This is a genomic window from Pseudomonas triclosanedens, assembly GCF_026686735.1.
Taxonomy (GTDB): domain Bacteria; phylum Pseudomonadota; class Gammaproteobacteria; order Pseudomonadales; family Pseudomonadaceae; genus Pseudomonas; species Pseudomonas triclosanedens.
On sequence record NZ_CP113432.1, the window covers coordinates 1163057 to 1183562 of the forward strand.

Below are 20506 nucleotides of genomic sequence, written 5' to 3' on the forward strand. Positions count from 1 at the left end.
AGGCGCGGCCGCTCAGCGCAGGCCGCGTTTGAGCTCGTCCAGCTCGCGGATGTATTTGAAGATTTTCCGTGCTGCAGCTGGAGGTTTGTTGTGAGCGGCCTCGTGCTGAGCATGGCGGATCAGTTGCAGCAGATGCTGCCGGTCGCTGTCCGGGTATTCGCCGAAGAACGCGGCCAGGGCATCGTCGCCGCCGTCGATGAGGCGGTCGCGCCAGCGCTCAAGGGCGTGGAAGCGTTCGTTGTACTGGCGGGTGGAGCTGTCCAGTTGCTCCAGCAGGGCGAGGATGGCGTCGACCTCCTGGTCGCGCATCAGCTTGCCGATGTACTGGATGTGCCGTTTGCGCGCGGCATTGGCCTTGTGCTTGGGCGCTTCGGCCAGCGCGCGGCGTAGCGGGTCGGTGAGCGGCATGCGGTCCAGCAGCTCGGGCTTGAGCGTCGTCAGGCGCTCGCCGAGGTCCTGCAGGGCGTGCAGCTCGCGTTTGACTTGCGACTTGCTCTTCTCGCCGAAGAACGAGTCGTCATCATGAATTTCAGCCATGGCGGGGGTCTCGTTGATAACGCCGCCATGATAACGAGTCGAGGGCCGCTTGTCCGGCCCGCGCAGGTCGCCAGCGTCCGAGAGGGCGGCCAGCATATGAACAGGAGAGGCACGTAATGAGCGAACACAACCCGGCAGTAGGCCCGGATGTCCTGCCTGAGCTGCGCGAGCAGGTCGAGCGGATCATTGCCGAGGCTTCGCGTCAGGGCGCCAGCGCCTGTGAGGTGGCGGTCTCGGTGGAGCAGGGATTGTCCACGTCAGTGCGCCAGGGTGAGGTGGAAACCGTCGAGTTCAACCGCGACCAGGGCTTCGGCATCACGCTGTATGTCGGTAAGCGCAAGGGTTCGGCGAGCACGTCGGCTACCGGCATCGATGCCGTTCGTGAAACCGTGGCGGCAGCGTTGGCCATTGCCAAGCACGCCTCTGAAGATGATTGCGCGGGGCTTGCCGACCCTGCGCTGATGGCGCGCGACCTGCCTGACCTGGATCTCTACCACGCCTGGCCGATCACGCCGGAGCAGGCAGTCGAGCGAGCCCTGGCTTGCGAGGCGGCAGCTTTCGCCGCGGACGCGCGGGTGACCAAAGCCGATGGGACGACGGTGAACACCCACCAGGGTTGCCGCGTCTACGGTAACAGCCACGGTTTCGTTGGCGGCTACGCCAGCACCCGCCACAGCCTGAGTTGCGTGATGATCGCGGAAGGCCAGGGGCAGATGCAGCGCGACTACTGGTATGACGTCAACCGTCGGGGCGACCTGCTGGCCAGTCCTGAGTCGATTGGACGGCGTGCTGCGGAACGAGCAGCCAGCCGCCTGGGCGCCCGTCCGGTAGATACTGCCGAGGTTCCGGTGCTGTTCGCGCCAGAGGTGGCGGTCGGGTTGTTCGGCCACTTCCTTTCGGCGATTTCCGGCGGCAGCCTGTACCGCAAGTCATCGTTCCTCGAAGGTACGCTGGGCCAGCGTCTGTTCCCTGAGTGGCTGACTCTTGATGAGCGTCCGCTGCTGGCGGGTGCACTGGGCAGCGCCTCGTTCGACAACGACGGCCTGGCTACCTATGCGAAGCCGTTCGTGGAAGGGGGTGACCTGGTCTCGTACGTGCTGGGCACATACTCTGGCCGCAAGCTGGGCATGCCCAGCACGGCGAACGCCGGCGGCGTGCACAACCTGTTCGTCAGTCACGGTGACGAAGACCAGGCTGCCTTGCTGCGTCGCATGGGGCGCGGGCTGCTGGTCACCGAGTTGATGGGGCAAGGCGTGAATCTCGTGACCGGCGACTATTCCCGCGGTGCTGGTGGTTACTGGGTGGAAAACGGTGAGATTCAGTTCCCGGTACAGGAGGTCACCATTGCGGCGAACCTGCGCGATCTGTTCCGCAACATCGTGGCCATCGGCAACGATGTGGAGTTCCGGGGCAATCTGCATACCGGTTCGGTACTGGTGGAGCGCATGACTGTCGCCGGAAACTGATTTCGCAAGCATGAAAAAGCCCGCCGGATGGCGGGCTTTTTCATGGAAGTTGTATTGATCATTCGCCTTCGTCGAAGTAGTTGTTGATCAACTCGGCCAGCGCGTCCAGCGCCTCGTTCTCCTGCTCACCCTCCGCCGCGAGGTGCAGGTTCGTGCCCTTGCCGGCGGCGAGCATCATCACTGCCATGATGCTCTTGCCGTCGACGGTGCTTTCCGGATTGCGCCCAACGCGAATCTGGCAGGGATAACGTCCCGCCACGCCGACGAATTTGGCTGCCGCACGGGCGTGCAGACCAAGCTTGTTGATGATGGTGATTTCGAGGGCGGGCATCGCGAGGGGCTGTCCTTTGTTGTGTGTTGCTACTAGCTCAGGTCGCGGTGGCGAATCTGCACGTTGGTGAGGGTTTCCTTGAGGGCCTTGCCGATTCGCTCGGCCAGGTAGGTCGAGCGGTGCTGGCCGCCGGTACAGCCGATGGCGATGGTGACGTAGGCCCGGTTGCTCGCGGCGAAGCGCGGCAACCATTTGTTCAGGTAGCCGAGGATATCCTGGTACATCTCCTCGACGTCGGCCTGCGCGGCCAGGTACTCCTGCACGTCGGAGTCGAGCCCCGTGTGCTCGCGCAGTTCGGGCTTCCAGTAGGGGTTGGGCAGGCAGCGCACATCGAACACCAGGTCGGCATCCACAGGCATGCCACGCTTGAATCCGAAGGATTCGACCAGGAATGCGGTACCCAGCTCGGGCTTGTTCAGCAGGCGCAGCTTGAGCACGTCGCGCAACTGATAGAGGTTCAGGTGCGTAGTGTTGAGCTTGAGATCGGCGAGGTCAGCGATTGGCGCCAGGAGGTTGCTCTCGTCGGCGATGGCCTCGGCCAGCGAGCGCGTGTCGGTGGTCAGTGGGTGGCGACGGCGCGTCTCTGAGAAACGCTTGAGCAGGGTTTCATCGTCCGCATCGAGGTACAGAACGTCACACTGGATATGCTTGTCGCGGGCTTCCTGCAGCAGCTCTGGGAAGCGTTGCAGCTGGCTGGGCAGGTTGCGTGCATCGATGGAAACGGCGACCTGCGGCTGCAGCAGTTCCGTATGGAGCAGCGCACGTTGCGCCAGGTCTGGAAGCAGGCTGGCCGGCAGGTTATCGATGCAGTAGAAGCCGCTGTCTTCGAGCACATTGAGCGCGGTGCTCTTGCCCGAGCCGGATCTTCCACTGACGATGATCAGGCGCATGATCAGTGCCCGTTGTTCTGGAAGTCCACGACGATCCGGTACAGTTCCTCGCCGTTGGCGGCGTGGCGCAGACGGTCACGGACGTCGGAACGGTCGAGCATGGAGGCGATCTGCCGAAGCAGCTCCAGATGCTCCTCGGTGGCGGCTTCAGGTACCAGCAGGACGAACACCAGGTCTACCGGGGCGCCGTCGAGAGCGTCGAAGTCGACCGGGGAATCCAGGTGGAGAATGGCACTGATGGGCGATTGGCAGCCAGGGAGGCGGCAATGGGGAATGGCAATGCCATTGCCGAAACCGGTGGAGCCCAGGCGCTCCCGAGCCACCAGGTTTTCGAAGATGTCTTGCGCATCGAAACCTGGCAGCTCGCGAGCCACCAGGTTGGCGATTTGTTCGAGTACGCGTTTCTTGCTGCCGCCCGGCACGTTCACCAGGGAACGGCCGGGGGTCAGGATTTGCTCGAGTCGAATCATAGGGAGAGGGTTAACGAACACCAACACCCTGTTGGCGCTCGAGGTATTTTTCCTTGTGCTTGATCAGTTGGCGGTCGAGCTTGTCGGTGAGCAGGTCGATGGCCGCGTACATGTCTTCATGTTCAGCACAGGCCACCACTTCGCCGCCGGCGATGTGGAGGGTGGCTTCGATTTTCTGCTTCAGTTTCTCGACCTCCATGATGACCTGAACATTGGTTATCTTGTCGAAGTGGCGCTCCAGTCTGCCGAGTTTTTCGACGACGTAGTCGCGCAGGGCGTCGGTCACATCCAGTTGATGTCCACTGATGTTGACTTGCATACCGCTTTCTCCTTATTGCCCGTGTGTAAGTGGCAGGTTATGGGGCCTGCCGCCGGAACACCTTGGCGTGGGTCAACGTCATACCAGTCGCTTGCGTTCGCTGGAGGGAGCAATCCCTAAGGACTCCCGGTACTTGGCGACGGTGCGACGTGCCACTTGAATGCCCTGTGCCTCCAGTAAACCAGCGATCTTGCTGTCACTCAATGGCTTTTTCGGACTTTCAGCCGCGACCAGTTTCTTGATGATCGCGCGGATCGCGGTGGAGGAGCACTCGCCACCTTCGGAGGTGCTGACGTGGCTGGAGAAGAAGTACTTCAGCTCGAAGATGCCACGCGGCGTGTGCATGAATTTCTGCGTAGTGACGCGCGAGATGGTCGACTCGTGCATGCCCACGGCTTCGGCGATATCGTGCAGGACCAGCGGCTTCATGGCCTCTTCTCCGTACTCGAGGAAGCCACGCTGATGCTCGACGATTTGAGTTGCCACCTTCATCAGCGTTTCGTTGCGGCTCTGCAGGCTCTTGATGAACCAGCGCGCTTCCTGCAACTGGTTGCGCATGAAGGTGTTGTCCGCGCTGGAGTCGGCGCGGCGCACCAGGCCGGCGTACTGCGAGTTGACCCGCAGGCGCGGCACCGCTTCCTGGTTCAGTTCCACCAGCCAGCGTTCGTTATGCTTGCGAACGATGACGTCGGGCACCACGTATTCGGCTTCGCCGGACTCGATCTGCGAGCCGGGGCGCGGGTGCAGCGACTGGATCAGTTCGATGGTTTCGCGCAGCTCATCTTCCTTGAGCTTCATACGGCGCATCAGTTGGCTGTAGTCGCGGCTGCCCAGCAGGTCGAGGTGGTCGGAGACCAGTTTCAGCGCTTCGGCCAGCAGGTAGGTATTGGCCGGCATCTGGCGAAGCTGCAGAAGCAGGCATTCGCGCAGGTTGCGAGCGCCGACGCCGGCGGGTTCGAGTTGCTGCACGCGGCGCAGGACGACTTCCACTTCGTCCATCTCCACGCCCAGTTCCGGGTCGAGGGAGGAGATGATGTCGTCGAGGGATTCTTCGAGATAGCCGTCGTCGTTGATGCCGTCGATGATGCTCAGGGCGATCAGGCGATCGGTGTCGGACATCGGAGCCAGGTTCAGTTGCCAGAGCAGATGGCTTTGCAGGCTTTCGCCGGCGGAGGTGCGGGAGGTGAAATCCCACTCGTCATCATCGTTGCTGGGCAGGCTGCTGGCACTGGTCTGATATATGTCTTCCCAGGCAGTGTCGACAGGCAGTTCGTTGGGAATGCGTTCGGCCCACTGGTCCTCGTCGAGGCTGTCGGCGTTGGGGGCGGTGCTTTCCTGGTAGCTGTCCTGAGAATTGCCGCTGGCGCTGGAAGGGGGGCTGTCGTCACCGTCGGCCAGGGGATCACTGTTGTCGTAGTCGTCGCCTTCTTCCTGGCGCTCCAGCATCGGGTTGGACTCCAGGGCTTCCTGGATTTCCTGTTGGAGGTCCAGTGTCGAGAGCTGGAGCAGTCGGATGGCCTGTTGCAGCTGCGGAGTCATCGTCAGCTGCTGGCCCATCTTGAGGACGAGCGATGGTTTCATGGCTGGAACTAGGCACCTTGTTCGCTGGCGCGAAGCGCGCCATATCCACGACTACGGACACCGGGGTGCCGCGAGGAAGCAAATTATATGCCTGAGTTTGGGCGCTTTGCCTAGGGGCTGTCGACCTTTCGTTACAACCCCGCATTCCGCCTGGCCGGGCGCGGCACGAAGCGCGACACCGGGTGAGGTCCCGGGTCGTGTGAAAAGCGGGGAACGCCGCCTGGCGACGGCCTTGGGGTCAAAGGCGGAACTCGTGCCCCAGGTACACTTCCTTCACCAGGTCGTTGGCGAGGATGCTCTCGGCGCTGCCTTCGGCGATCAGTTGACCGTCGTTGACGATGTATGCCGTTTCGCAGATGTCCAGGGTCTCACGGACGTTGTGGTCGGTGATCAGCACACCGATACCCTTGGCCTTGAGGTGATGGATGATCTGCTTGATATCGCCCACGGAAATCGGGTCGACACCAGCGAAGGGTTCGTCCAGCAGGATGAACTTCGGCGAGCTGGCCAGGGCTCGGGCGATTTCCACTCGACGGCGTTCGCCACCGGACAGGCTCATGCCGAGGTTGTCGCGGATGTGGTGGATGTGGAACTCCTCGAGCAGGCTTTCCAGTGCTTCCTGGCGACCGGCGCGATCGAGGTCGCTGCGGGTTTCGAGGATGGCGCTGATGTTGTCGGCCACCGACAGCTTGCGGAAGATCGAGGCTTCCTGGGGCAGGTAGCCGATGCCGGCGCGCGCGCGTCCGTGCATGGGCAGGTGGGTGACGTCCTGGTCGTCGATGCGGACTATGCCCTGGTCGGCGCGGACCAGGCCGACGATCATGTAGAAGCAGGTGGTCTTGCCCGCTCCGTTGGGGCCGAGCAGGCCGACGATCTGTCCGCTTTCGATGCTCATGCTGACATCGCGGACGACTTGCCGGCTCTTGTAGCTCTTGGCGAGGTGCTGGGCGGTTAGCGTGGCCATTACTGCGCTTGATCCTGCTTTTTCTTGGGCTGGATGACCATGTCGATGCGCGGGCGCGGCGTGGTCACCTGGGTGCCCGTGGCACGGCCTGCGTTGACGATCTGGCGCTGGGTGTCATAGACGATCTTCTCGCCTTCGAAGGTATTGCCTTCCTGAATCACCTTCGCCTGGTCGATCAGCACGACGCGGTTCTGGGTGACGAAGTACTGGATCGTCAGGCCGTAGGCCTTGGTGATTTCTTTCTCCGGCGCGGGCTTCTGCTCGAAATAGGCGGGTTTGCCCACCGAGGTGACGACCTCGATATCGCCATTCTTGTTCTGTTTGAGCGTGACGGTATTGCCGGTCAGCTTCATGCTGCCCTGGGTCACCACCACATCGCCGCGGTAGACGGCGACACCTTGCTTGTCGTCCAGCTCGGCGCTGTCGGCCTGAACGCGAATGGGTTGTTCGCGGTCGGTGGGCAGTGCCCAGGTGGCCGGACTGCCGATGGCGGCGGCGAGGCTGAGGAGAAGGGGAAGGGTGTTAACGAGCCTCATGCTGACCTCTTACGTTGGACAGCAGGATCATCCGGCTGTCTTTCAGATACGCTTTCATTCCATTCGCCGTGGTCACACCGTTGGGTTCGGTGATTTTCACCGGCTGGTCAGTCTGCGCATAGTCCTTGTCCGGGAACACCGTCATGCGGGTAGTGTTGAGCAGCAGCGTGCGGTTCTGCGCGTCGGTGCGGGCCACTCGCACGTCGTCGATCAATTCGACCTGCTTGCCTTCTGGGCCTACTTCGGCGCGGACGCTCTGTACGTGCCACGGCTCCGCTTCCTGTTCGCGATAGAAGAACAGGTCGGGGGTGGTCACCATCGTCACATCGGTTGCTTTCAGGTGTTCCAGCTTCTCCGCGGTCATCTCGTAGGCGAGACTGCCGTCGGCGCGGTATTGAACGCTGTGCGCGTTCACCGCATAGAAATCGATTGCGTCGCTGGTCTGCGACTTGATCTGGCGCTCGTTGAAGTCCAGGCGGACGTTCCAGTAATAGCCAAGCGCGATCAGCAGGATGGCTATCAGGACGAGCAGCAGTTTCTGGCGGAGTGTCTTGGGCATGTTCGGCTCTAGAGGTACGCGCTTTGCGCGGCTTCGAGATTGCCCTGGGCGCGCAGGATCAGCTCGCAGAACTCACGTGCGGCACCTTCGCCACCGCGCGCCTGGGTAACGCCGTCGGCGTGCTGGCGGACGAACGGGTCGGCGCTGGCCACCGCCATGCCCAGCCCGGCGCGGCGAATCGCCGGCAGGTCGGGCAGATCATCGCCCAGGTAGGCGACCTCTTCATAGCCTAGACCGAGTTCGGCCAGCAGATGGTCGAGGGCGACCAGCTTGTCTTCGCGGCCCTGGTACAGGTGATGGATTCCCAGGTTCTGCGCCCGCAGTTCGACCACTGGGCTCTTGCGTCCGGTGATGATCGCGGTACGTACGCCGGAGGCGATCAGCATCTTGATGCCGTGGCCGTCCAAGGTATTGAAAGTCTTGAATTCACTGCCATCGGGCAGGAAGTAGAGCTTGCCGTCGGTAAGAACACCATCGACGTCGAACACCGCCAGGCGGACGGCCTTGGCGCGCTGCAGCAGGTCGGCGCTCATTCAGATCACTCCCGCGCGGGTCAGATCGTGGATATGCAGGACACCTACCGGATTGTCTTGCTCGTCGACCACGACGAGAACGCTGATCTTGTGGTCATCCATGATCTTCAGGGCTTCGGCAGCCAGCATGTCCGGACGTGCAGTCTTTCCGTGCACGGTCATGACCTGCTCGATATTCACCTGGCGGACATCCAGACCCTTGTCCAGGGTGCGGCGCAGGTCGCCGTCGGTGAAGATGCCGGCCAGTTTACCCTTGTCGTCGAGCACGATGGTCATGCCCAGGCCCTTGCGGGTCATTTCCAGCAGCGCGCCGCTGAGCGAGGTGCCCAGCAGAACCTGTGGCAGTTCTTCGCCGACGTGCATGACATTCTCGACCTTGAGCAGCAGCCGGCGGCCAAGAGCGCCGCCCGGGTGCGAGAAGGCGAAATCCTCGGCGGTGAAGCCGCGGGCTTCCAGCAGGGCGATTGCCAGCGCATCGCCGAGCACCAGCGAAACCGTTGTGGAGGATGTGGGGGCGAGGTTCAGCGGGCAGGCTTCCTGCTCGACGCTGGCGTCCAGGTTGACGACCGCAGCTTTGGCCAGCGGCGATTCCGGGTTGCCGGTCATGCTGATAAGGGTGATGCCCAGGCGTTTGATCAGCGGCAGCAGTGTGACGATTTCGGCGGTCGAGCCGGAGTTGGATAGGGCGATTACTACGTCATCGCGGGTGATCATGCCCATGTCGCCGTGACTCGCCTCGGCGGGATGCACGAAGAACGACGGCGTGCCCGTGCTGGCGAGGGTGGCGGCTATCTTGTTGCCGACATGGCCGGACTTGCCCATGCCGACCACGACCACGCGGCCCTTGCAGGCCAGCAGCAGTTCGCAGGCGTGGGTGAAATTCGCGCCGATGCGCGCCAGCAGTGAGTCCACGGCGTCGCGCTCAAGACGAATTGTGCGTTGCGCCGAGTGGATGAAATCGTGATTCTGGCTCATGTTCGAAAGGCGTGGGGCGAAATGAAGGGCGAGATTATAACGGGAAAGCGCCAAAGGCTCATCACACACATTCTCAATGTGATCGTATTTTGCTGAACATTGCCTTAACGAAGCGTGCCCCGACCCTTGGGGCGCCGCTTGCCGGAGTGCTATAGTTCGCGGCCGTTCGGACTGTCGCGCCGTGTCACACTTTTGCCGTGGGGTGGCAGGCATACAGGGACAGCGCCGTGATGCAAGGAGTTCTATGAGCACGAACGACCAATACGCCGTCGAGCTGAAGGGCCTGACCTTCAAGCGCGGGCAGCGTGCGATATTCAATAACGTGGACATCCGCATTCCGCGTGGCAAGGTCACCGGGATCATGGGGCCGTCAGGGTGCGGCAAGACAACCCTGCTGCGGCTGATCGCCGCCCAGTTGCGCCCGGCCAAGGGCGAAGTGTGGGTCAACGGGCAGAATCTCCCCACCCTCAGCCGTGGCGACCTGTTCGACATGCGCAAGCAGTTCGGCGTGCTGTTCCAGAGTGGCGCGCTGTTCACCGACCTCGATGTCTACGAGAACGTTGCCTTCCCGCTGCGGGTGCATACGCAGTTGCCGGACGAGATGATTCGCGACATCGTCCTGATGAAGTTGCAGGCCGTTGGACTGCGCGGGGCTGTGGACCTGATGCCGGACGAACTTTCCGGCGGCATGAAGCGTCGTGTGGCACTGGCGCGTGCGATTGCGCTGGACCCGCAGATCCTCATGTACGACGAGCCCTTCGTGGGGCAGGACCCCATTGCGATGGGCGTTCTGGTGCGCCTGATCCGCCTGCTCAACGATGCCCTGGGCATCACCAGTATCGTGGTGTCGCACGACCTGGCGGAAACCGCGAGCATCGCCGACTACATCTATATCGTCGGCGATGGTCGTGTGCTGGGTCACGGCACTCCGGCGGACCTGCAGCAGCTCGACGATCCGCGGGTGCGCCAGTTCATGAAAGGCATCCCCGATGGCCCGGTGCCGTTCCATTATCCTGCCCGCGATTATCGCGTCGATCTGCTGGGAGAACGCTGATGCGCAAGACTTCACCGCTCGAGCGAGTCCGTCTGCTCGGGCGCGCGGGCCTCGATGTTCTCGAGGCGCTCGGCCGTTCCACCCTGTTCCTGGTGCATGCGATCTTCGGACGCGGCGTGCACAGCGGCGCTTTCCAGTTGCTGATCAAGCAGTTGTACTCCGTAGGTGTGCTGTCCCTGGCAATCATCGTGGTTTCCGGGCTGTTCATCGGCATGGTGCTGGCGCTGCAGGGCTACAACATCCTGGCGAGCTATGGTTCCGAGCAGGCCGTCGGCCAGATGGTGGCGCTGACGCTGCTGCGTGAACTGGGGCCGGTGGTGACCGGTCTGTTGTTCGCAGGACGTGCAGGTTCCGCGCTGACCGCCGAGATCGGCAACATGAAGTCCACCGAACAACTGTCGAGCCTGGAAATGATCGGCGTCGACCCGCTCAAGTACATCATTGCGCCGCGTCTGTGGGCAGGTTTCATTTCCATGCCGCTGCTGGCCGCTATCTTTAGTGTCGTGGGCATCTGGGGCGGCGCTCTGGTTGCGGTGGACTGGCTGGGCGTCTATGACGGCTCATACTGGTCGAACATGCAGAACAGCGTGCAGTTCACCAAGGACGTGCTCAACGGCGTGATCAAGAGCGTGGTGTTCGCCTTCGTGGTGACATGGATCGCCGTCTTCCAGGGCTATGACTGCGAGCCCACCTCGGAAGGTATCAGTCGCGCAACGACGCGCACCGTAGTCTATGCCTCCCTGGCTGTGCTGGGGTTGGACTTCATCCTGACCGCTTTGATGTTTGGAGACTTCTGATGCAAACCCGCACCCTGGAAATTGGTGTAGGCCTGTTCATTCTGGCCGGTCTGCTGGCCCTGCTGCTGCTGGCCCTGCGGGTCAGCGGGCTGACCATCGGCAACACAGGCGATACTTACAAGCTATACGCCTACTTCGACAACATTGCCGGTGTGACCGTCCGTGGCAAGGTGACGATGGCTGGTGTCACCATCGGCAAGGTCACCGCGATCGACCTGGATCACGATACTTACCGCGGCCGCGTGACGATGGAGATCAACAGCAAGGTCCAGAATCTGCCTGACGACTCCACCGCATCGATCCTCACCGCCGGCCTGCTGGGCGAGAAGTACATCGGTATCAGCGTTGGTGGCGACGAGGAACTGCTCAAGGATGGCGATACCATCAAGGACACTCAGTCTGCCCTGGTGCTCGAAGACCTGATCGGCAAGTTCCTGCTGAACTCGGTCAATAAAGACGACTCGAAAAAATGAGGACTCATTCCATGTTGAAAACCTTGCGTCGTGGCCTTCTGGTAGTGCTTGCCGTACTGCCGCTGTTCGCTCAGGCGGAGCAGAGTGCCCAGCAGGTTGTACAGCAGACCGTCGACAGTCTGTTGAGCGACCTGCAATCCAACAAGGCTTCCTACAAGAGCAATCCCCAGGCGTTCTACGACACCCTGAACCGCATCCTCGGCCCGGTTGTGGACTCCGAGGGCATCGCCAGGGGCGTAATGACCGTCAAGTATTCCCGCCAGGCTAGCCCGGAGCAGGTCAAGCGCTTCGAGGAGACCTTCAAGAGCAGTCTGTTCCAGTTCTACGGCAACGCCCTGCTCGAGTATGACAACCAGACCATCCGTGTACTGCCGAGCACCGGCAAGCAGGATCCCGAGCGTGCCTCGGTCAACATGGAAGTCGTGGGCTCCAACGGCGCCGTCTATCCTGTGCAGTACACAATGGTCAATCAGGGCGGCAACTGGCGCCTGCGTAACGTGATCATCAACGGCATCAACATCGGCAAGCTGTTCCGCGACCAGTTCGCGGACGCGATGCAGAAGAACCGCAACGACCTGGAAAAGACCATCGCCGGTTGGGGGCAGGTCGTCGCCAATGCCCAGGATGCTGCCAAGGGGCAGAAGCCGGAGGGTGGCCAGCAATGAGTCAGGGCAGCGTCACGGAGCGCGCCGACGGCGAGCTGTCGCTGGCCGGCGTGCTGGACTACAGCACTGGTCCGGCCCTGCGCGAGCAGGGCGGGCTGCTGATCGCCGCGAGCAAGGCTGGCGCACTGCGCCTGGACTGCTCGGCGGTCGAACACTCCAGCAGCGTCGGATTGTCGCTGCTGCTGTCGTTCACCCGTGATGCACGCAAGGCGGGCAAGAGTCTGGTCATTTCCGGCATGCCGAAGGAGATGCAGGAAATCGCCAAGGTAGGCGGCCTGCTGGACATCCTGCCGTTGCAGCAGTGAAACACGCAGGAAGCCCTCCGTCCGCGACTTTCCCTCCGGGGTTCGCAGGCGGGGGGCTTTTTTGTATCATTGCCGACCCGCGCGCGTAGGGCGCCGAACGAGGTTGAGCATGCAGGCCGTAGAAGTCAAAAACTTCCTGGAATCGAAACTGCCAGGTACACAGGTTGAAGTGGAAGGTGAAGGCTGCAACTTCCAGTTGAACCTGATCAATGACGAACTGGCCGGTCTTAGCCCGGTAAAGCGTCAGCAGCAGATCTATGCCCACCTGAACGAGTGGATCGCCTCCGGCGCCATCCATGCCGTCACCATGAAATTCTTCAGCCGCGCCGCCTGGGCCGAGCGTTCCTGAGCCCACGGGGAATCATCGCAATGGATAAACTGATCATCACTGGCGGTACTCGTCTCGACGGCGAAATCCGCATCTCCGGCGCCAAGAACTCCGCGCTGCCGATCCTCGCCGCCACTCTGCTGGCAGACACGCCTGTCACTGTGTGTAACCTGCCGCACCTGCACGACATCACCACCATGATCGAGCTGTTCGGTCGCATGGGCGTGCAGCCGATCATCGACGAAAAGCTCAACGTCGAGGTCGATGCCAGCACCATCAAGACCTTGGTTGCGCCCTACGAACTGGTGAAGACCATGCGTGCGTCGATCCTGGTGCTCGGCCCGATGGTCGCCCGCTTCGGTGAAGCCGAAGTCGCGCTGCCAGGCGGTTGTGCCATCGGTTCGCGTCCGGTCGACCTGCACATCCGTGGCCTGGAGGCTATGGGGGCGGAAATCACCGTGGAAGGCGGCTACATCAAGGCCAAGGCTCCGGCTGGCGGACTGCGCGGCGCGCACTTCTTCTTCGATACCGTCAGCGTGACCGGTACCGAGAACATCATGATGGCCGCAGCGCTGGCCAATGGTCGTTCCGTTCTGGAAAACGCCGCTCGCGAGCCGGAAGTGGTCGACCTGGCCAACTGTCTTATCGCGATGGGCGCGCAAATCCAGGGCGCCGGTACCGACACCATCATCATCGATGGCGTCAAGCGTCTGGGCGGTGCCAAGTACAGCGTCATGCCCGACCGCATCGAGACCGGCACCTACCTGGTTGCCGCCGCTGCTACCGGTGGCCGCGTCAAGCTCAAGGACACCGATCCGACCATCCTTGAAGCCGTTCTGCTCAAGCTGGAAGAGGCGGGTGCCCACATCGGCACCGGCAGCAACTGGATCGAGCTGGACATGAAGGGCAATCGGCCGAAGGCGGTGAATATCCGTACCGCGCCGTACCCGGCCTTCCCGACCGACATGCAGGCCCAGTTCATCTCCTTGAACGCCGTGGCCGAAGGTACCGGCGCGGTCATCGAGACCGTGTTCGAGAACCGCTTCATGCACGTCTACGAGATGAACCGCATGGGGGCGCAGATTCTGGTCGAGGGCAACACCGCCATCGTTACCGGCGTTCCGCAGCTCAAGGGCGCTCCGGTCATGGCGACCGACCTGCGTGCCTCCGCCAGCCTGGTCATTGCCGGCCTGGTGGCTGAGGGCGATACCCTGATCGACCGCATCTACCACATCGACCGTGGCTATGAGTGCATCGAAGAGAAACTGCAACTCCTCGGCGCGAAGATCCGCCGCGTACCGGGCTAGGGCTGAACCAGACCATGCTGACCATCGCCCTGTCCAAGGGCCGTATCCTCGACGACACCCTGCCGCTGCTCGCAGCGGCAGGCATCGTGCCGACCGAGAATCCGGACAAGAGCCGTAAGCTGATCATTCCCACCACCCTCGATGACGTGCGCCTGTTGATCGTGCGCGCCACGGACGTGCCCACCTATGTCGAGCACGGTGCTGCCGACCTCGGCGTGGCAGGCAAGGACGTACTCATGGAGTACGGTGGCCAGGGGCTCTACGAGCCGCTGGACCTGAAAATCGCCAACTGCAAGCTGATGACCGCTGGCGCGGTCGGTGCGTCGGAGCCCAAGGGACGCCTGCGCGTGGCCACCAAGTTCGTCAACGTCGCCAAGCGCTACTATGCCGAACAGGGTCGTCAGGTGGATGTGATCAAGCTGTATGGCTCGATGGAGCTCGCTCCGCTGGTCGGCCTCGCCGACAAGATCATCGACGTGGTCGACACCGGCAACACCCTGCGCGCGAACGGCCTGGAGCCGCAGGAACTGATCGCGCACATCAGCTCGCGCCTGGTGGTGAACAAGGCTTCGATGAAGATGCAGCACGCTCGCATCCAGGCCCTGATCGACACCCTGCGCGAAGCGGTGGAGTCTCGACACCGGGCGTAATTCCTAGCGCGGCCTTCCCGCCGCGCCCGCCTATCCGTGTCATAGCCAAATTTTCTCGGGTGCCCGCACGATAGGCTTGATAGTCTTGCGGCGCCCGAGATCACGCCAATTAAAGAGGCCAGCTATGACCGCACCCTTCGTTATCCGTCGACTCAACGCCGCCGATCCGGACTTCGCGCGTCATCTGGACCATCTGCTCTCCTGGGAAAGCGTATCCGACGACGCGGTGAACCAGCGCGTGCTGGACATCATCGCTGATGTGCGCAGCCGTGGTGATGCCGCCGTGGTGGAGTTCACCCAGCGTTTCGACGGTGTCGACGCTCAGGCGATGGCCGACCTGATCCTGCCGCGCGAGCGCCTGGAACTGGCCCTGACCCGCATCACCCCGGCCCAGCGCAAGGCTCTGGAAACCGCCGCCGAGCGCGTGCGCAGCTACCACGAGAAGCAGAAACAGGACTCCTGGCGCTACACCGAAGCCGATGGCACCGTGCTCGGCCAGCAGGTCACCCCGCTGGATCGTGCTGGCCTGTATGTTCCGGGGGGCAAGGCGTCCTACCCGTCTTCCGTTCTGATGAACGCCATTCCGGCCAAGGTCGCCGGTGTCGCCGAAGTGGTTATGGTGGTGCCGACCCCGCGCGGCGAGATCAATGAAATCGTCCTGGCCGCCGCCTGTATCGCCGGCGTCGACCGTGTCTTCACCATCGGCGGTGCGCAAGCCGTGGCCGCGCTGGCCTATGGCACCGAGAGCGTGCCGCAGGTGGACAAGATCGTCGGTCCGGGCAACATCTATGTCGCCACCGCCAAGCGCCACGTGTTCGGTCAGGTGGGTATCGACATGATCGCCGGGCCCTCGGAGATCCTCGTGGTCTGCGACGGTGGCACCGATCCGGACTGGATCGCGATGGACCTGTTCTCCCAGGCCGAACATGACGAGGACGCCCAGTCGATTCTGGTCAGCCCGGACGCCGAGTTTCTCGACAAGGTCGCGGCCAGCATCGAGAAACTGCTGCCGACAATGGAGCGCGCGGAGATCATCCGCACCTCCCTGAGCAACCGTGGCGCGCTGATTCTGGTCGCCGATCAGGAACAGGCCTGCCAGGTCGCCAACCGTATTGCGCCGGAGCACCTGGAGCTATCGGTCGCCGACCCGGAAAGCTGGCTGCCGAAGATCCGCCACGCTGGCGCCATCTTCATGGGCCGCTACACCGCCGAGGCTCTGGGCGACTATTGCGCCGGCCCGAACCACGTGCTGCCGACCTCCGGCACCGCGCGCTTCTCCTCGCCGCTGGGTGTGTACGATTTCCAGAAGCGCTCCTCGATCATTTTCTGCTCTGCGCCGGGGGCGTCGGAACTTGGCAAGACCGCGTCCATCCTGGCCCGTGGCGAGTCCCTGACCGCACACGCGCGCAGCGCCGAATTCCGTATTCTCGATGGGAAGAGTGAATAAGATATGAGCAAATTCTGGAGTCCCTTCGTCAAGGAGCTGGTGCCTTACGTCCCGGGTGAGCAGCCGAAGCTTGCCAAGCTGGTGAAGCTGAACACCAACGAGAACCCCTATGGCCCGTCGCCGAAAGTGATCGCTGCCATTCAGGCCGAGCTGAATGACACGCTGCGGCTGTACCCGGACCCCAATGCCGACCGCCTGAAGCAGGCCATCGCCGGGTATCACGGCGTCAAGGCTTCCCAGGTGTTCGTCGGTAATGGTTCGGATGAGGTCCTGGCCCACGCCTTCCACGCGTTGTTCCAGCACGGCAAGCCACTGTTGTTCCCGGATATCAGCTATAGCTTCTACCCGGTCTATTGTGGCCTCTATGGCATCGATTTCGAGGCCGTGCCGCTGGATGGGCAGTTCCAGATCCGTATTGAGGACTACGCGCGCACCAACGGCGGCATTATCTTCCCCAACCCCAACGCTCCCACCGGCTGCCTGCTGCCGCTGGAAGCCGTCGAGCGGATGTTGCAAGCCAGCCCGGACAGCGTGGTGCTGGTGGACGAGGCGTATGTCGATTTCGGTGGTGAATCCGCGATTTCGCTGGTGAACCGCTATCCGAACCTGCTGGTGGCGCAGACCTTGTCCAAGTCGCGCTCGCTGGCGGGCCTGCGGGTCGGCTTCGCGGTCGGCCACGAGGACCTGATCGAAGCGCTGGAGCGAGTGAAGAACAGCTTCAACTCCTACCCGCTGGACCGTCTTGCATTGGCCGGAGCCGTAGCATCCTTCGAGGATCAGGCTTACTTCGAGCAGACCTGCAACGCGGTTATCCACAGTCGCGAGAAGCTGGTTGCCGAGCTCAGGACCCTGGGCTTCGACGTGCTGCCCTCTGCGGCCAATTTCATCTTTGCCCGTCACCCGCAGCGTGACGGTGCCGAACTGGCTGCCGCTCTGCGCGAGGAGGGCGTGATCGTGCGCCACTTCAAGCAGGCGCGGATCAACCAGTTCCTGCGCATCAGCATCGGCACCGACGAGCAGAATCAGGCTCTGCTGGACGCCCTGCGCCTGAAGCTGTAAGGCGGCTGCGGTAAAGGAAAACGGCGCCCGAGGGCGCCGTTTTTCGTGCTGGCTTCAGCCACCGCTGGGCACTGGTGGCGGGCGCAGGCCCACTTCGGCGTTGAGCGTCACTGGCTTGCCGTTGCGCAGTACCTCGATGGTGATCCTCTCGCCAGGCTTGGTGCGTGCCACCTGGTTCATCGAGCGGCGACCATCGCTGGCGGCCTCTCCGTCGATGTTCAGGATGATGTCGCCCGGCAGCAGGCCCGCCCGGGCAGCCGGGCCATCGCGGTAGACGCCGGCGACGACGATACCTGCCTTGTCCGTGAGGTCGAAGGATTCCGCCAGTTCCGGAGTCAGCGGCTGCACTTCCACGCCCAGCCAGCCGCGAATCACCTGGCCGTGCTCGATGATCGACTGCATGACTTCCAGGGCGAGCTTGGTCGGAATGGCGAAGCCGATGCCCTGAGAGCCACCGGACTTGGAGAAGATTGCTGTGTTGATACCGATCAGGTTGCCGTTGGCATCCACCAGTGCACCGCCGGAGTTGCCGGGGTTGATCGCTGCGTCTGTCTGGATGAAGTCTTCGTAGGTGTTCAGGCCGAGCTGGTTGCGCCCAGTGGCGCTGATGATGCCCATCGTGACGGTCTGGCCGACGCCAAAGGGGTTACCGATGGCCAGACAGACGTCGCCGGTGCGTATGCCGTCGGAGCGGCCGAGCAGGATCGAAGGCAGGTCCTTGAGGTCGATCTTGAGGACCGCAAGGTCGGTCTCGGGATCGCTGCCCACCAGGCGGGCGATAGTCTCGCGGCCGTCGCGCAGGGCTACGATGATCTGGTCGGCGCCGGCGGTCACGTGGTTGTTGGTCAGCAGGTAGCCTTCGGGGCTCATGATCACCGCCGAGCCCAGGCTGGACTCCATGCGTTTCTGCTGCGGCAGGTTATCGCCGAAGAAGCGGCGGAACAGCGGGTCGTCGAGCATCGAGTTGCTCGGCTTGCTGACCATCTTGGTGGTGTACAGGTTGGCTACGGCCGGCGCGGCGCGGGTCACGGCATCGGCGTAGCTGACGGGGCCTTGCTGGATGCGGCTGAGAAGCGGGGCTTGCTGCAGGTGCACTTCCTGTTGCGGAAGACCGACCCACTGAGGGTTGTGCTGGATGATCAGAAGCGCCAGCAGGACGCCAACCAGCACGGGCCAGCCGAGGAAACGCAGGGCCTTCAGCATCGAAGAAAATCCTTGGGGTTGCTTGGCCGGGAGATGGCCGATAGGGTGGCGGCCATTATACGGGCGGCGGGCTAAGAAAATAGACGCCCGCCGCCGATGTTGGAGGAATTTCGATGGCTATCGCACTGTGTACTCTGGTCGAGGAAGCGGATCGTTATCTGGACGCTGCAAAGATCCAGGATTACTGCCCCAACGGCCTGCAAGTCGAGGGACGGCCGCAGGTGCGCCGTATCGTCAGCGGCGTCACTGCAAGCCAGGCACTGCTCGATGCGGCGGTTGAAGCCGATGCCGATGTGGTGCTGGTCCACCACGGCTATTTCTGGAAGGGTGAGAATCCCTGCGTGGTCGGCATGAAGCAACGCCGTCTGAAGACGCTGCTGAACAATGACATCAGCCTGCTGGCCTATCACCTTCCGCTGGATCTGCATCCTGAAGTGGGCAACAACATCCAGTTGGCCCGCCAGCTTGGTTTTGAGGTGGAGGGGCCGCTGGAGCCGGGCAACCCGCGCTCCATCGTGCTGCTGGGCTCGTTGTCCGAGCCCATGTTGCCGAGCGATCTGGCTCGCCACGTCCGCGACTCGCTGGGACGCGAGCCGCTGCTGGTCGAAGGGGAGCAGCCTGTCAGGCGCATCGCCTGGTGCACCGGCGGTGCGCAGGGCTACATCGACCAGGCGATTGACGCCGGAGTGGATGCCTATCTGACCGGCGAAGTTTCCGAGCAGACAGTGCATAGCGCGCGGGAGAATGGCATCACATTCATCGCCGCCGGCCATCACGCTACCGAACGCTACGGGGTACAGGCGCTGGGTGACTATCTGGCCAGGCGCTTCGCTATCGAGCACTTGTTCATCGATTGCCCGAACCCAGCCTGACGAGGCTCATCCAACGAGAAAGGCCGTCTCATCGAGCCGGCCCTTTGGCATTGTCTCAGCGGTAACCGTGGCGTTGGCGGTCAACCGCCTTGCCCAGTTCCCAAACGGCCATCGCGTAGTGTGTGCTGTGGTTGTAGCGGGTGATTACGTAGAAGTTCGGCAAGCCGTACCAGTACTGGTAGTTGCGCCCCATGTCCAGGCGCAGCAGGCTCGCCTGCTGGTGCCCGTTGAGCGAGCCCTGGGGGCGCAGACCGGCGGCGGAGAGGGTATTGACCGGGTACATGGTCTTGAAGCCGTCCTCCAGTGATGGCGCCTGGCCGGTCGCGGGTATGGCAACCAGGTCGCTGGTGATCCAGCCGTGCTGCTTGAAGTAGTTGGCGACACTGCCGATTGCATCGCGAGGGTTCCACAGATCGATGTGGCCGTCGCCATCGAAGTCCACTGCGTATTGGGTGAAGGATGACGGCATGAATTGCCCGTAGCCCATAGCGCCGGCGTATGAGCCGCGCAGCGCCAGCGGATCATCGCCCTCCTTGCGTGCCTGCAGGAGGAACTGCTCCAGTTCGCCGCTGAAGAACTCTGCGCGGCGCGGGTAGGAGAATGACAGCGTGGCCAGTGCGTCGATGATCCGCGTCTTGCCCATCACTCGCCCCCATCGGGTTTCCACGCCAATGATGCCGACGATGATTTCCGGCGGTACGCCGTAGGTCCGGTAGGCGCGTTGCAGGTCGGCTTCGTACTGGTTCCAGAACAGCACGCCGTTCTGCACGTTGTCCGGGGTGATGAACTTCTTCCGGTAACGCAGCCAGGCACCGTTGGGGCCGGAGGGTGGCGTGTAGGTCGGGGCCTGGCGGTCCATCAGGCGAATTACCCAGTCCAGCTCACGGGTCTGGGAGAACAGGTCCTGCAGGTCCTGCCGGTTGAAGTTGTGCTGGGCAACCATCCGGTCGATGAATCGCTGCGCCTCGATATTGCCGGCGAAGTCGCCACGCAGCGGCGTGATCGGTTGCACCGAGCCGAAGGCCGGGTGTGCGCTGGGAGTGATGAGCGTCGGCGGCTGCGGCTTGGCGGCAGGCTTGGGCGCGGGAGTGGGTTTGCTGCTGCACGCCGAGATGAGGACGAGTATTGGCAGAGCGAGAGCGATGCGGCGCATGGGAAATCTTCTGGGGCAGGAAAGTGCTGGCT

At 62.7% G+C, this 20506-nt stretch carries 25 protein-coding genes; 12 read left to right on the forward strand and 13 right to left on the reverse strand.

Going from position 1 to position 20506, the window contains the following annotated elements:
* Positions 1 to 12: 12 nt before the first annotated feature.
* Positions 13 to 537 carry a ribosome biogenesis factor YjgA gene (yjgA, locus tag OU419_RS05475; protein WP_302328875.1) on the reverse strand — a complete coding sequence of 175 codons (525 nt, stop codon included), beginning with the start codon at positions 535 to 537 and terminating at the stop codon, positions 13 to 15.
* A gap of 116 nt (positions 538 to 653) precedes the next feature.
* On the opposite strand from yjgA, the gene pmbA reads away from it, so the two are divergent.
* Positions 654 to 2003 carry a metalloprotease PmbA gene (pmbA, locus tag OU419_RS05480; RefSeq protein WP_254471010.1) on the forward strand — a complete coding sequence of 450 codons (1350 nt, stop codon included), beginning with the start codon at positions 654 to 656 and terminating at the stop codon, positions 2001 to 2003.
* 58 nt (positions 2004 to 2061) lie between these two features.
* On the opposite strand, the gene OU419_RS05485 is transcribed toward pmbA, so the two are convergent.
* The 10 genes from OU419_RS05485 to OU419_RS05530 form a co-directional block, all read right to left on the reverse strand.
* Entirely contained in the window at positions 2062 to 2334 is a 273-nt protein-coding gene (locus OU419_RS05485; RefSeq protein ID WP_254471009.1) for an HPr family phosphocarrier protein, read from the reverse strand.
* 32 nt (positions 2335 to 2366) lie between these two features.
* Complete coding sequence (gene rapZ, locus OU419_RS05490; RefSeq protein ID WP_254471008.1) at positions 2367 to 3224, reverse strand: RNase adapter RapZ; 858 nt, start codon at positions 3222 to 3224, stop codon at positions 2367 to 2369.
* A 2-nt stretch (positions 3225 to 3226) separates the two neighbouring features.
* Positions 3227 to 3694 (reverse strand): PTS IIA-like nitrogen regulatory protein PtsN, encoded by a 468-nt coding sequence (ptsN, locus tag OU419_RS05495; protein ID WP_254471007.1) that lies wholly within the window; start codon positions 3692 to 3694, stop codon positions 3227 to 3229.
* A gap of 10 nt (positions 3695 to 3704) precedes the next feature.
* Positions 3705 to 4013 (reverse strand): ribosome hibernation-promoting factor, HPF/YfiA family, encoded by a 309-nt coding sequence (gene hpf, locus OU419_RS05500; protein WP_015475827.1) that lies wholly within the window; start codon positions 4011 to 4013, stop codon positions 3705 to 3707.
* 78 nt (positions 4014 to 4091) lie between these two features.
* The gene (locus OU419_RS05505; RefSeq protein WP_254471006.1) at positions 4092 to 5594 is read right to left on the reverse strand and encodes an RNA polymerase factor sigma-54; all 1503 of its coding nucleotides are present in this window, start codon (positions 5592 to 5594) and stop codon (positions 4092 to 4094) included.
* Between the two features lie 238 nt (positions 5595 to 5832).
* Positions 5833 to 6558 carry an LPS export ABC transporter ATP-binding protein gene (gene lptB / locus OU419_RS05510; protein WP_254471005.1) on the reverse strand — a complete coding sequence of 242 codons (726 nt, stop codon included), beginning with the start codon at positions 6556 to 6558 and terminating at the stop codon, positions 5833 to 5835.
* Positions 6558 to 7094, reverse strand: a complete 537-nt coding sequence (gene lptA / locus OU419_RS05515) for a lipopolysaccharide transport periplasmic protein LptA (protein ID WP_254471004.1) — start codon at positions 7092 to 7094, stop codon at positions 6558 to 6560. The genes lptB and lptA overlap by 1 nt, the downstream gene beginning before the upstream one ends.
* A complete protein-coding gene (lptC, locus tag OU419_RS05520; RefSeq protein WP_254471003.1) occupies positions 7081 to 7653 on the reverse strand; it encodes an LPS export ABC transporter periplasmic protein LptC in 573 nt (190 codons plus the stop codon). Before lptC ends, lptA begins: the two co-directional genes overlap by 14 nt.
* Positions 7654 to 7661: 8 nt before the next feature.
* Positions 7662 to 8186 (reverse strand): KdsC family phosphatase, encoded by a 525-nt coding sequence (locus OU419_RS05525; RefSeq protein ID WP_254471002.1) that lies wholly within the window; start codon positions 8184 to 8186, stop codon positions 7662 to 7664.
* The gene (locus OU419_RS05530; RefSeq protein WP_254471001.1) at positions 8187 to 9161 is read right to left on the reverse strand and encodes a KpsF/GutQ family sugar-phosphate isomerase; all 975 of its coding nucleotides are present in this window, start codon (positions 9159 to 9161) and stop codon (positions 8187 to 8189) included.
* 244 nt (positions 9162 to 9405) lie between these two features.
* Between OU419_RS05530 and OU419_RS05535 the strand changes: the two genes are divergently transcribed.
* The 10 genes from OU419_RS05535 (at position 9406) to hisC (ending at position 17246) form a co-directional block, all read left to right on the forward strand.
* Positions 9406 to 10215 (forward strand): ATP-binding cassette domain-containing protein, encoded by an 810-nt coding sequence (locus OU419_RS05535; protein ID WP_254471000.1) that lies wholly within the window; start codon positions 9406 to 9408, stop codon positions 10213 to 10215.
* Positions 10215 to 11012: a lipid asymmetry maintenance ABC transporter permease subunit MlaE gene (gene mlaE, locus OU419_RS05540; RefSeq protein WP_254470999.1), complete on the forward strand. Its 798-nt coding sequence runs from the start codon at positions 10215 to 10217 to the stop codon at positions 11010 to 11012. Before OU419_RS05535 ends, mlaE begins: the two co-directional genes overlap by 1 nt.
* A complete protein-coding gene (gene mlaD / locus OU419_RS05545) occupies positions 11012 to 11485 on the forward strand; it encodes an outer membrane lipid asymmetry maintenance protein MlaD (RefSeq protein ID WP_254470998.1) in 474 nt (157 codons plus the stop codon). The genes mlaE and mlaD overlap by 1 nt, the downstream gene beginning before the upstream one ends.
* 11 nt (positions 11486 to 11496) lie before the next feature.
* Positions 11497 to 12150: an MlaC/ttg2D family ABC transporter substrate-binding protein gene (locus tag OU419_RS05550; protein ID WP_254470997.1), complete on the forward strand. Its 654-nt coding sequence runs from the start codon at positions 11497 to 11499 to the stop codon at positions 12148 to 12150.
* Positions 12147 to 12455 (forward strand): STAS domain-containing protein, encoded by a 309-nt coding sequence (locus OU419_RS05555; RefSeq protein ID WP_254470996.1) that lies wholly within the window; start codon positions 12147 to 12149, stop codon positions 12453 to 12455. The genes OU419_RS05550 and OU419_RS05555 overlap by 4 nt, the downstream gene beginning before the upstream one ends.
* Before the next feature lie 109 nt (positions 12456 to 12564).
* The gene (locus tag OU419_RS05560; protein WP_254470995.1) at positions 12565 to 12804 is read left to right on the forward strand and encodes a BolA family protein; all 240 of its coding nucleotides are present in this window, start codon (positions 12565 to 12567) and stop codon (positions 12802 to 12804) included.
* Between the two features lie 20 nt (positions 12805 to 12824).
* Positions 12825 to 14090, forward strand: coding sequence for a UDP-N-acetylglucosamine 1-carboxyvinyltransferase (gene murA / locus OU419_RS05565; RefSeq protein ID WP_254470994.1), 1266 nt, complete (start codon positions 12825 to 12827; stop codon positions 14088 to 14090).
* A gap of 14 nt (positions 14091 to 14104) precedes the next feature.
* The gene (gene hisG / locus OU419_RS05570) at positions 14105 to 14740 is read left to right on the forward strand and encodes an ATP phosphoribosyltransferase (RefSeq protein WP_254470993.1); all 636 of its coding nucleotides are present in this window, start codon (positions 14105 to 14107) and stop codon (positions 14738 to 14740) included.
* 124 nt (positions 14741 to 14864) lie between these two features.
* Positions 14865 to 16187: a histidinol dehydrogenase gene (gene hisD, locus OU419_RS05575; RefSeq protein WP_254470992.1), complete on the forward strand. Its 1323-nt coding sequence runs from the start codon at positions 14865 to 14867 to the stop codon at positions 16185 to 16187.
* A 3-nt stretch (positions 16188 to 16190) separates the two neighbouring features.
* The gene (hisC, locus tag OU419_RS05580) at positions 16191 to 17246 is read left to right on the forward strand and encodes a histidinol-phosphate transaminase (RefSeq protein WP_254470991.1); all 1056 of its coding nucleotides are present in this window, start codon (positions 16191 to 16193) and stop codon (positions 17244 to 17246) included.
* 54 nt (positions 17247 to 17300) lie between these two features.
* Here hisC and algW read toward each other — a convergent pair whose 3' ends face one another.
* Positions 17301 to 18449 carry a Do family serine endopeptidase AlgW gene (gene algW / locus OU419_RS05585; RefSeq protein WP_254470990.1) on the reverse strand — a complete coding sequence of 383 codons (1149 nt, stop codon included), beginning with the start codon at positions 18447 to 18449 and terminating at the stop codon, positions 17301 to 17303.
* Positions 18450 to 18562: 113 nt separating this feature from the next.
* Between algW and OU419_RS05590 the strand changes: the two genes are divergently transcribed.
* Entirely contained in the window at positions 18563 to 19321 is a 759-nt protein-coding gene (locus tag OU419_RS05590) for a Nif3-like dinuclear metal center hexameric protein (RefSeq protein WP_254470989.1), read from the forward strand.
* Between the two features lie 55 nt (positions 19322 to 19376).
* On the opposite strand, the gene mltB is transcribed toward OU419_RS05590, so the two are convergent.
* Positions 19377 to 20474, reverse strand: coding sequence for a lytic murein transglycosylase B (gene mltB, locus OU419_RS05595; protein WP_254470988.1), 1098 nt, complete (start codon positions 20472 to 20474; stop codon positions 19377 to 19379).
* Positions 20475 to 20506: the final 32 nt, after the last annotated feature.

Bases quoted from the DNA above. Each gene is read 5' to 3' on its own strand.
- OU419_RS05535 (WP_254471000.1), top strand. From the start codon at position 9,406: ATGAGCACGAACGACCAATACGCCGTCGAGCTGAAGGGCCTGACCTTC.
- mlaD (WP_254470998.1), top strand. From the start codon at position 11,012: ATGCAAACCCGCACCCTGGAAATTGGTGTAGGCCTGTTCATTCTGGCC.
- OU419_RS05555 (WP_254470996.1), top strand. From the start codon at position 12,147: ATGAGTCAGGGCAGCGTCACGGAGCGCGCCGACGGCGAGCTGTCGCTG.
- yjgA (WP_302328875.1), bottom strand. From the start codon at position 537: ATGGCTGAAATTCATGATGACGACTCGTTCTTCGGCGAGAAGAGCAAG.
- rapZ (WP_254471008.1), bottom strand. From the start codon at position 3,224: ATGCGCCTGATCATCGTCAGTGGAAGATCCGGCTCGGGCAAGAGCACC.
- hisC (WP_254470991.1), top strand. From the start codon at position 16,191: ATGAGCAAATTCTGGAGTCCCTTCGTCAAGGAGCTGGTGCCTTACGTC.
- mltB (WP_254470988.1), bottom strand. From the start codon at position 20,474: ATGCGCCGCATCGCTCTCGCTCTGCCAATACTCGTCCTCATCTCGGCG.
- OU419_RS05485 (WP_254471009.1), bottom strand. From the start codon at position 2,334: ATGCCCGCCCTCGAAATCACCATCATCAACAAGCTTGGTCTGCACGCC.
- OU419_RS05560 (WP_254470995.1), top strand. From the start codon at position 12,565: ATGCAGGCCGTAGAAGTCAAAAACTTCCTGGAATCGAAACTGCCAGGT.
- hisG (WP_254470993.1), top strand. From the start codon at position 14,105: ATGCTGACCATCGCCCTGTCCAAGGGCCGTATCCTCGACGACACCCTG.
- OU419_RS05505 (WP_254471006.1), bottom strand. From the start codon at position 5,594: ATGAAACCATCGCTCGTCCTCAAGATGGGCCAGCAGCTGACGATGACT.
- OU419_RS05550 (WP_254470997.1), top strand. From the start codon at position 11,497: ATGTTGAAAACCTTGCGTCGTGGCCTTCTGGTAGTGCTTGCCGTACTG.
- hisD (WP_254470992.1), top strand. From the start codon at position 14,865: ATGACCGCACCCTTCGTTATCCGTCGACTCAACGCCGCCGATCCGGAC.
- lptB (WP_254471005.1), bottom strand. From the start codon at position 6,558: ATGGCCACGCTAACCGCCCAGCACCTCGCCAAGAGCTACAAGAGCCGG.
- lptC (WP_254471003.1), bottom strand. From the start codon at position 7,653: ATGCCCAAGACACTCCGCCAGAAACTGCTGCTCGTCCTGATAGCCATC.
- OU419_RS05590 (WP_254470989.1), top strand. From the start codon at position 18,563: ATGGCTATCGCACTGTGTACTCTGGTCGAGGAAGCGGATCGTTATCTG.
- lptA (WP_254471004.1), bottom strand. From the start codon at position 7,094: ATGAGGCTCGTTAACACCCTTCCCCTTCTCCTCAGCCTCGCCGCCGCC.
- mlaE (WP_254470999.1), top strand. From the start codon at position 10,215: ATGCGCAAGACTTCACCGCTCGAGCGAGTCCGTCTGCTCGGGCGCGCG.
- hpf (WP_015475827.1), bottom strand. From the start codon at position 4,013: ATGCAAGTCAACATCAGTGGACATCAACTGGATGTGACCGACGCCCTG.
- ptsN (WP_254471007.1), bottom strand. From the start codon at position 3,694: ATGATTCGACTCGAGCAAATCCTGACCCCCGGCCGTTCCCTGGTGAAC.
- algW (WP_254470990.1), bottom strand. From the start codon at position 18,449: ATGCTGAAGGCCCTGCGTTTCCTCGGCTGGCCCGTGCTGGTTGGCGTC.
- OU419_RS05530 (WP_254471001.1), bottom strand. From the start codon at position 9,161: ATGAGCCAGAATCACGATTTCATCCACTCGGCGCAACGCACAATTCGT.
- murA (WP_254470994.1), top strand. From the start codon at position 12,825: ATGGATAAACTGATCATCACTGGCGGTACTCGTCTCGACGGCGAAATC.
- pmbA (WP_254471010.1), top strand. From the start codon at position 654: ATGAGCGAACACAACCCGGCAGTAGGCCCGGATGTCCTGCCTGAGCTG.
- OU419_RS05525 (WP_254471002.1), bottom strand. From the start codon at position 8,186: ATGAGCGCCGACCTGCTGCAGCGCGCCAAGGCCGTCCGCCTGGCGGTG.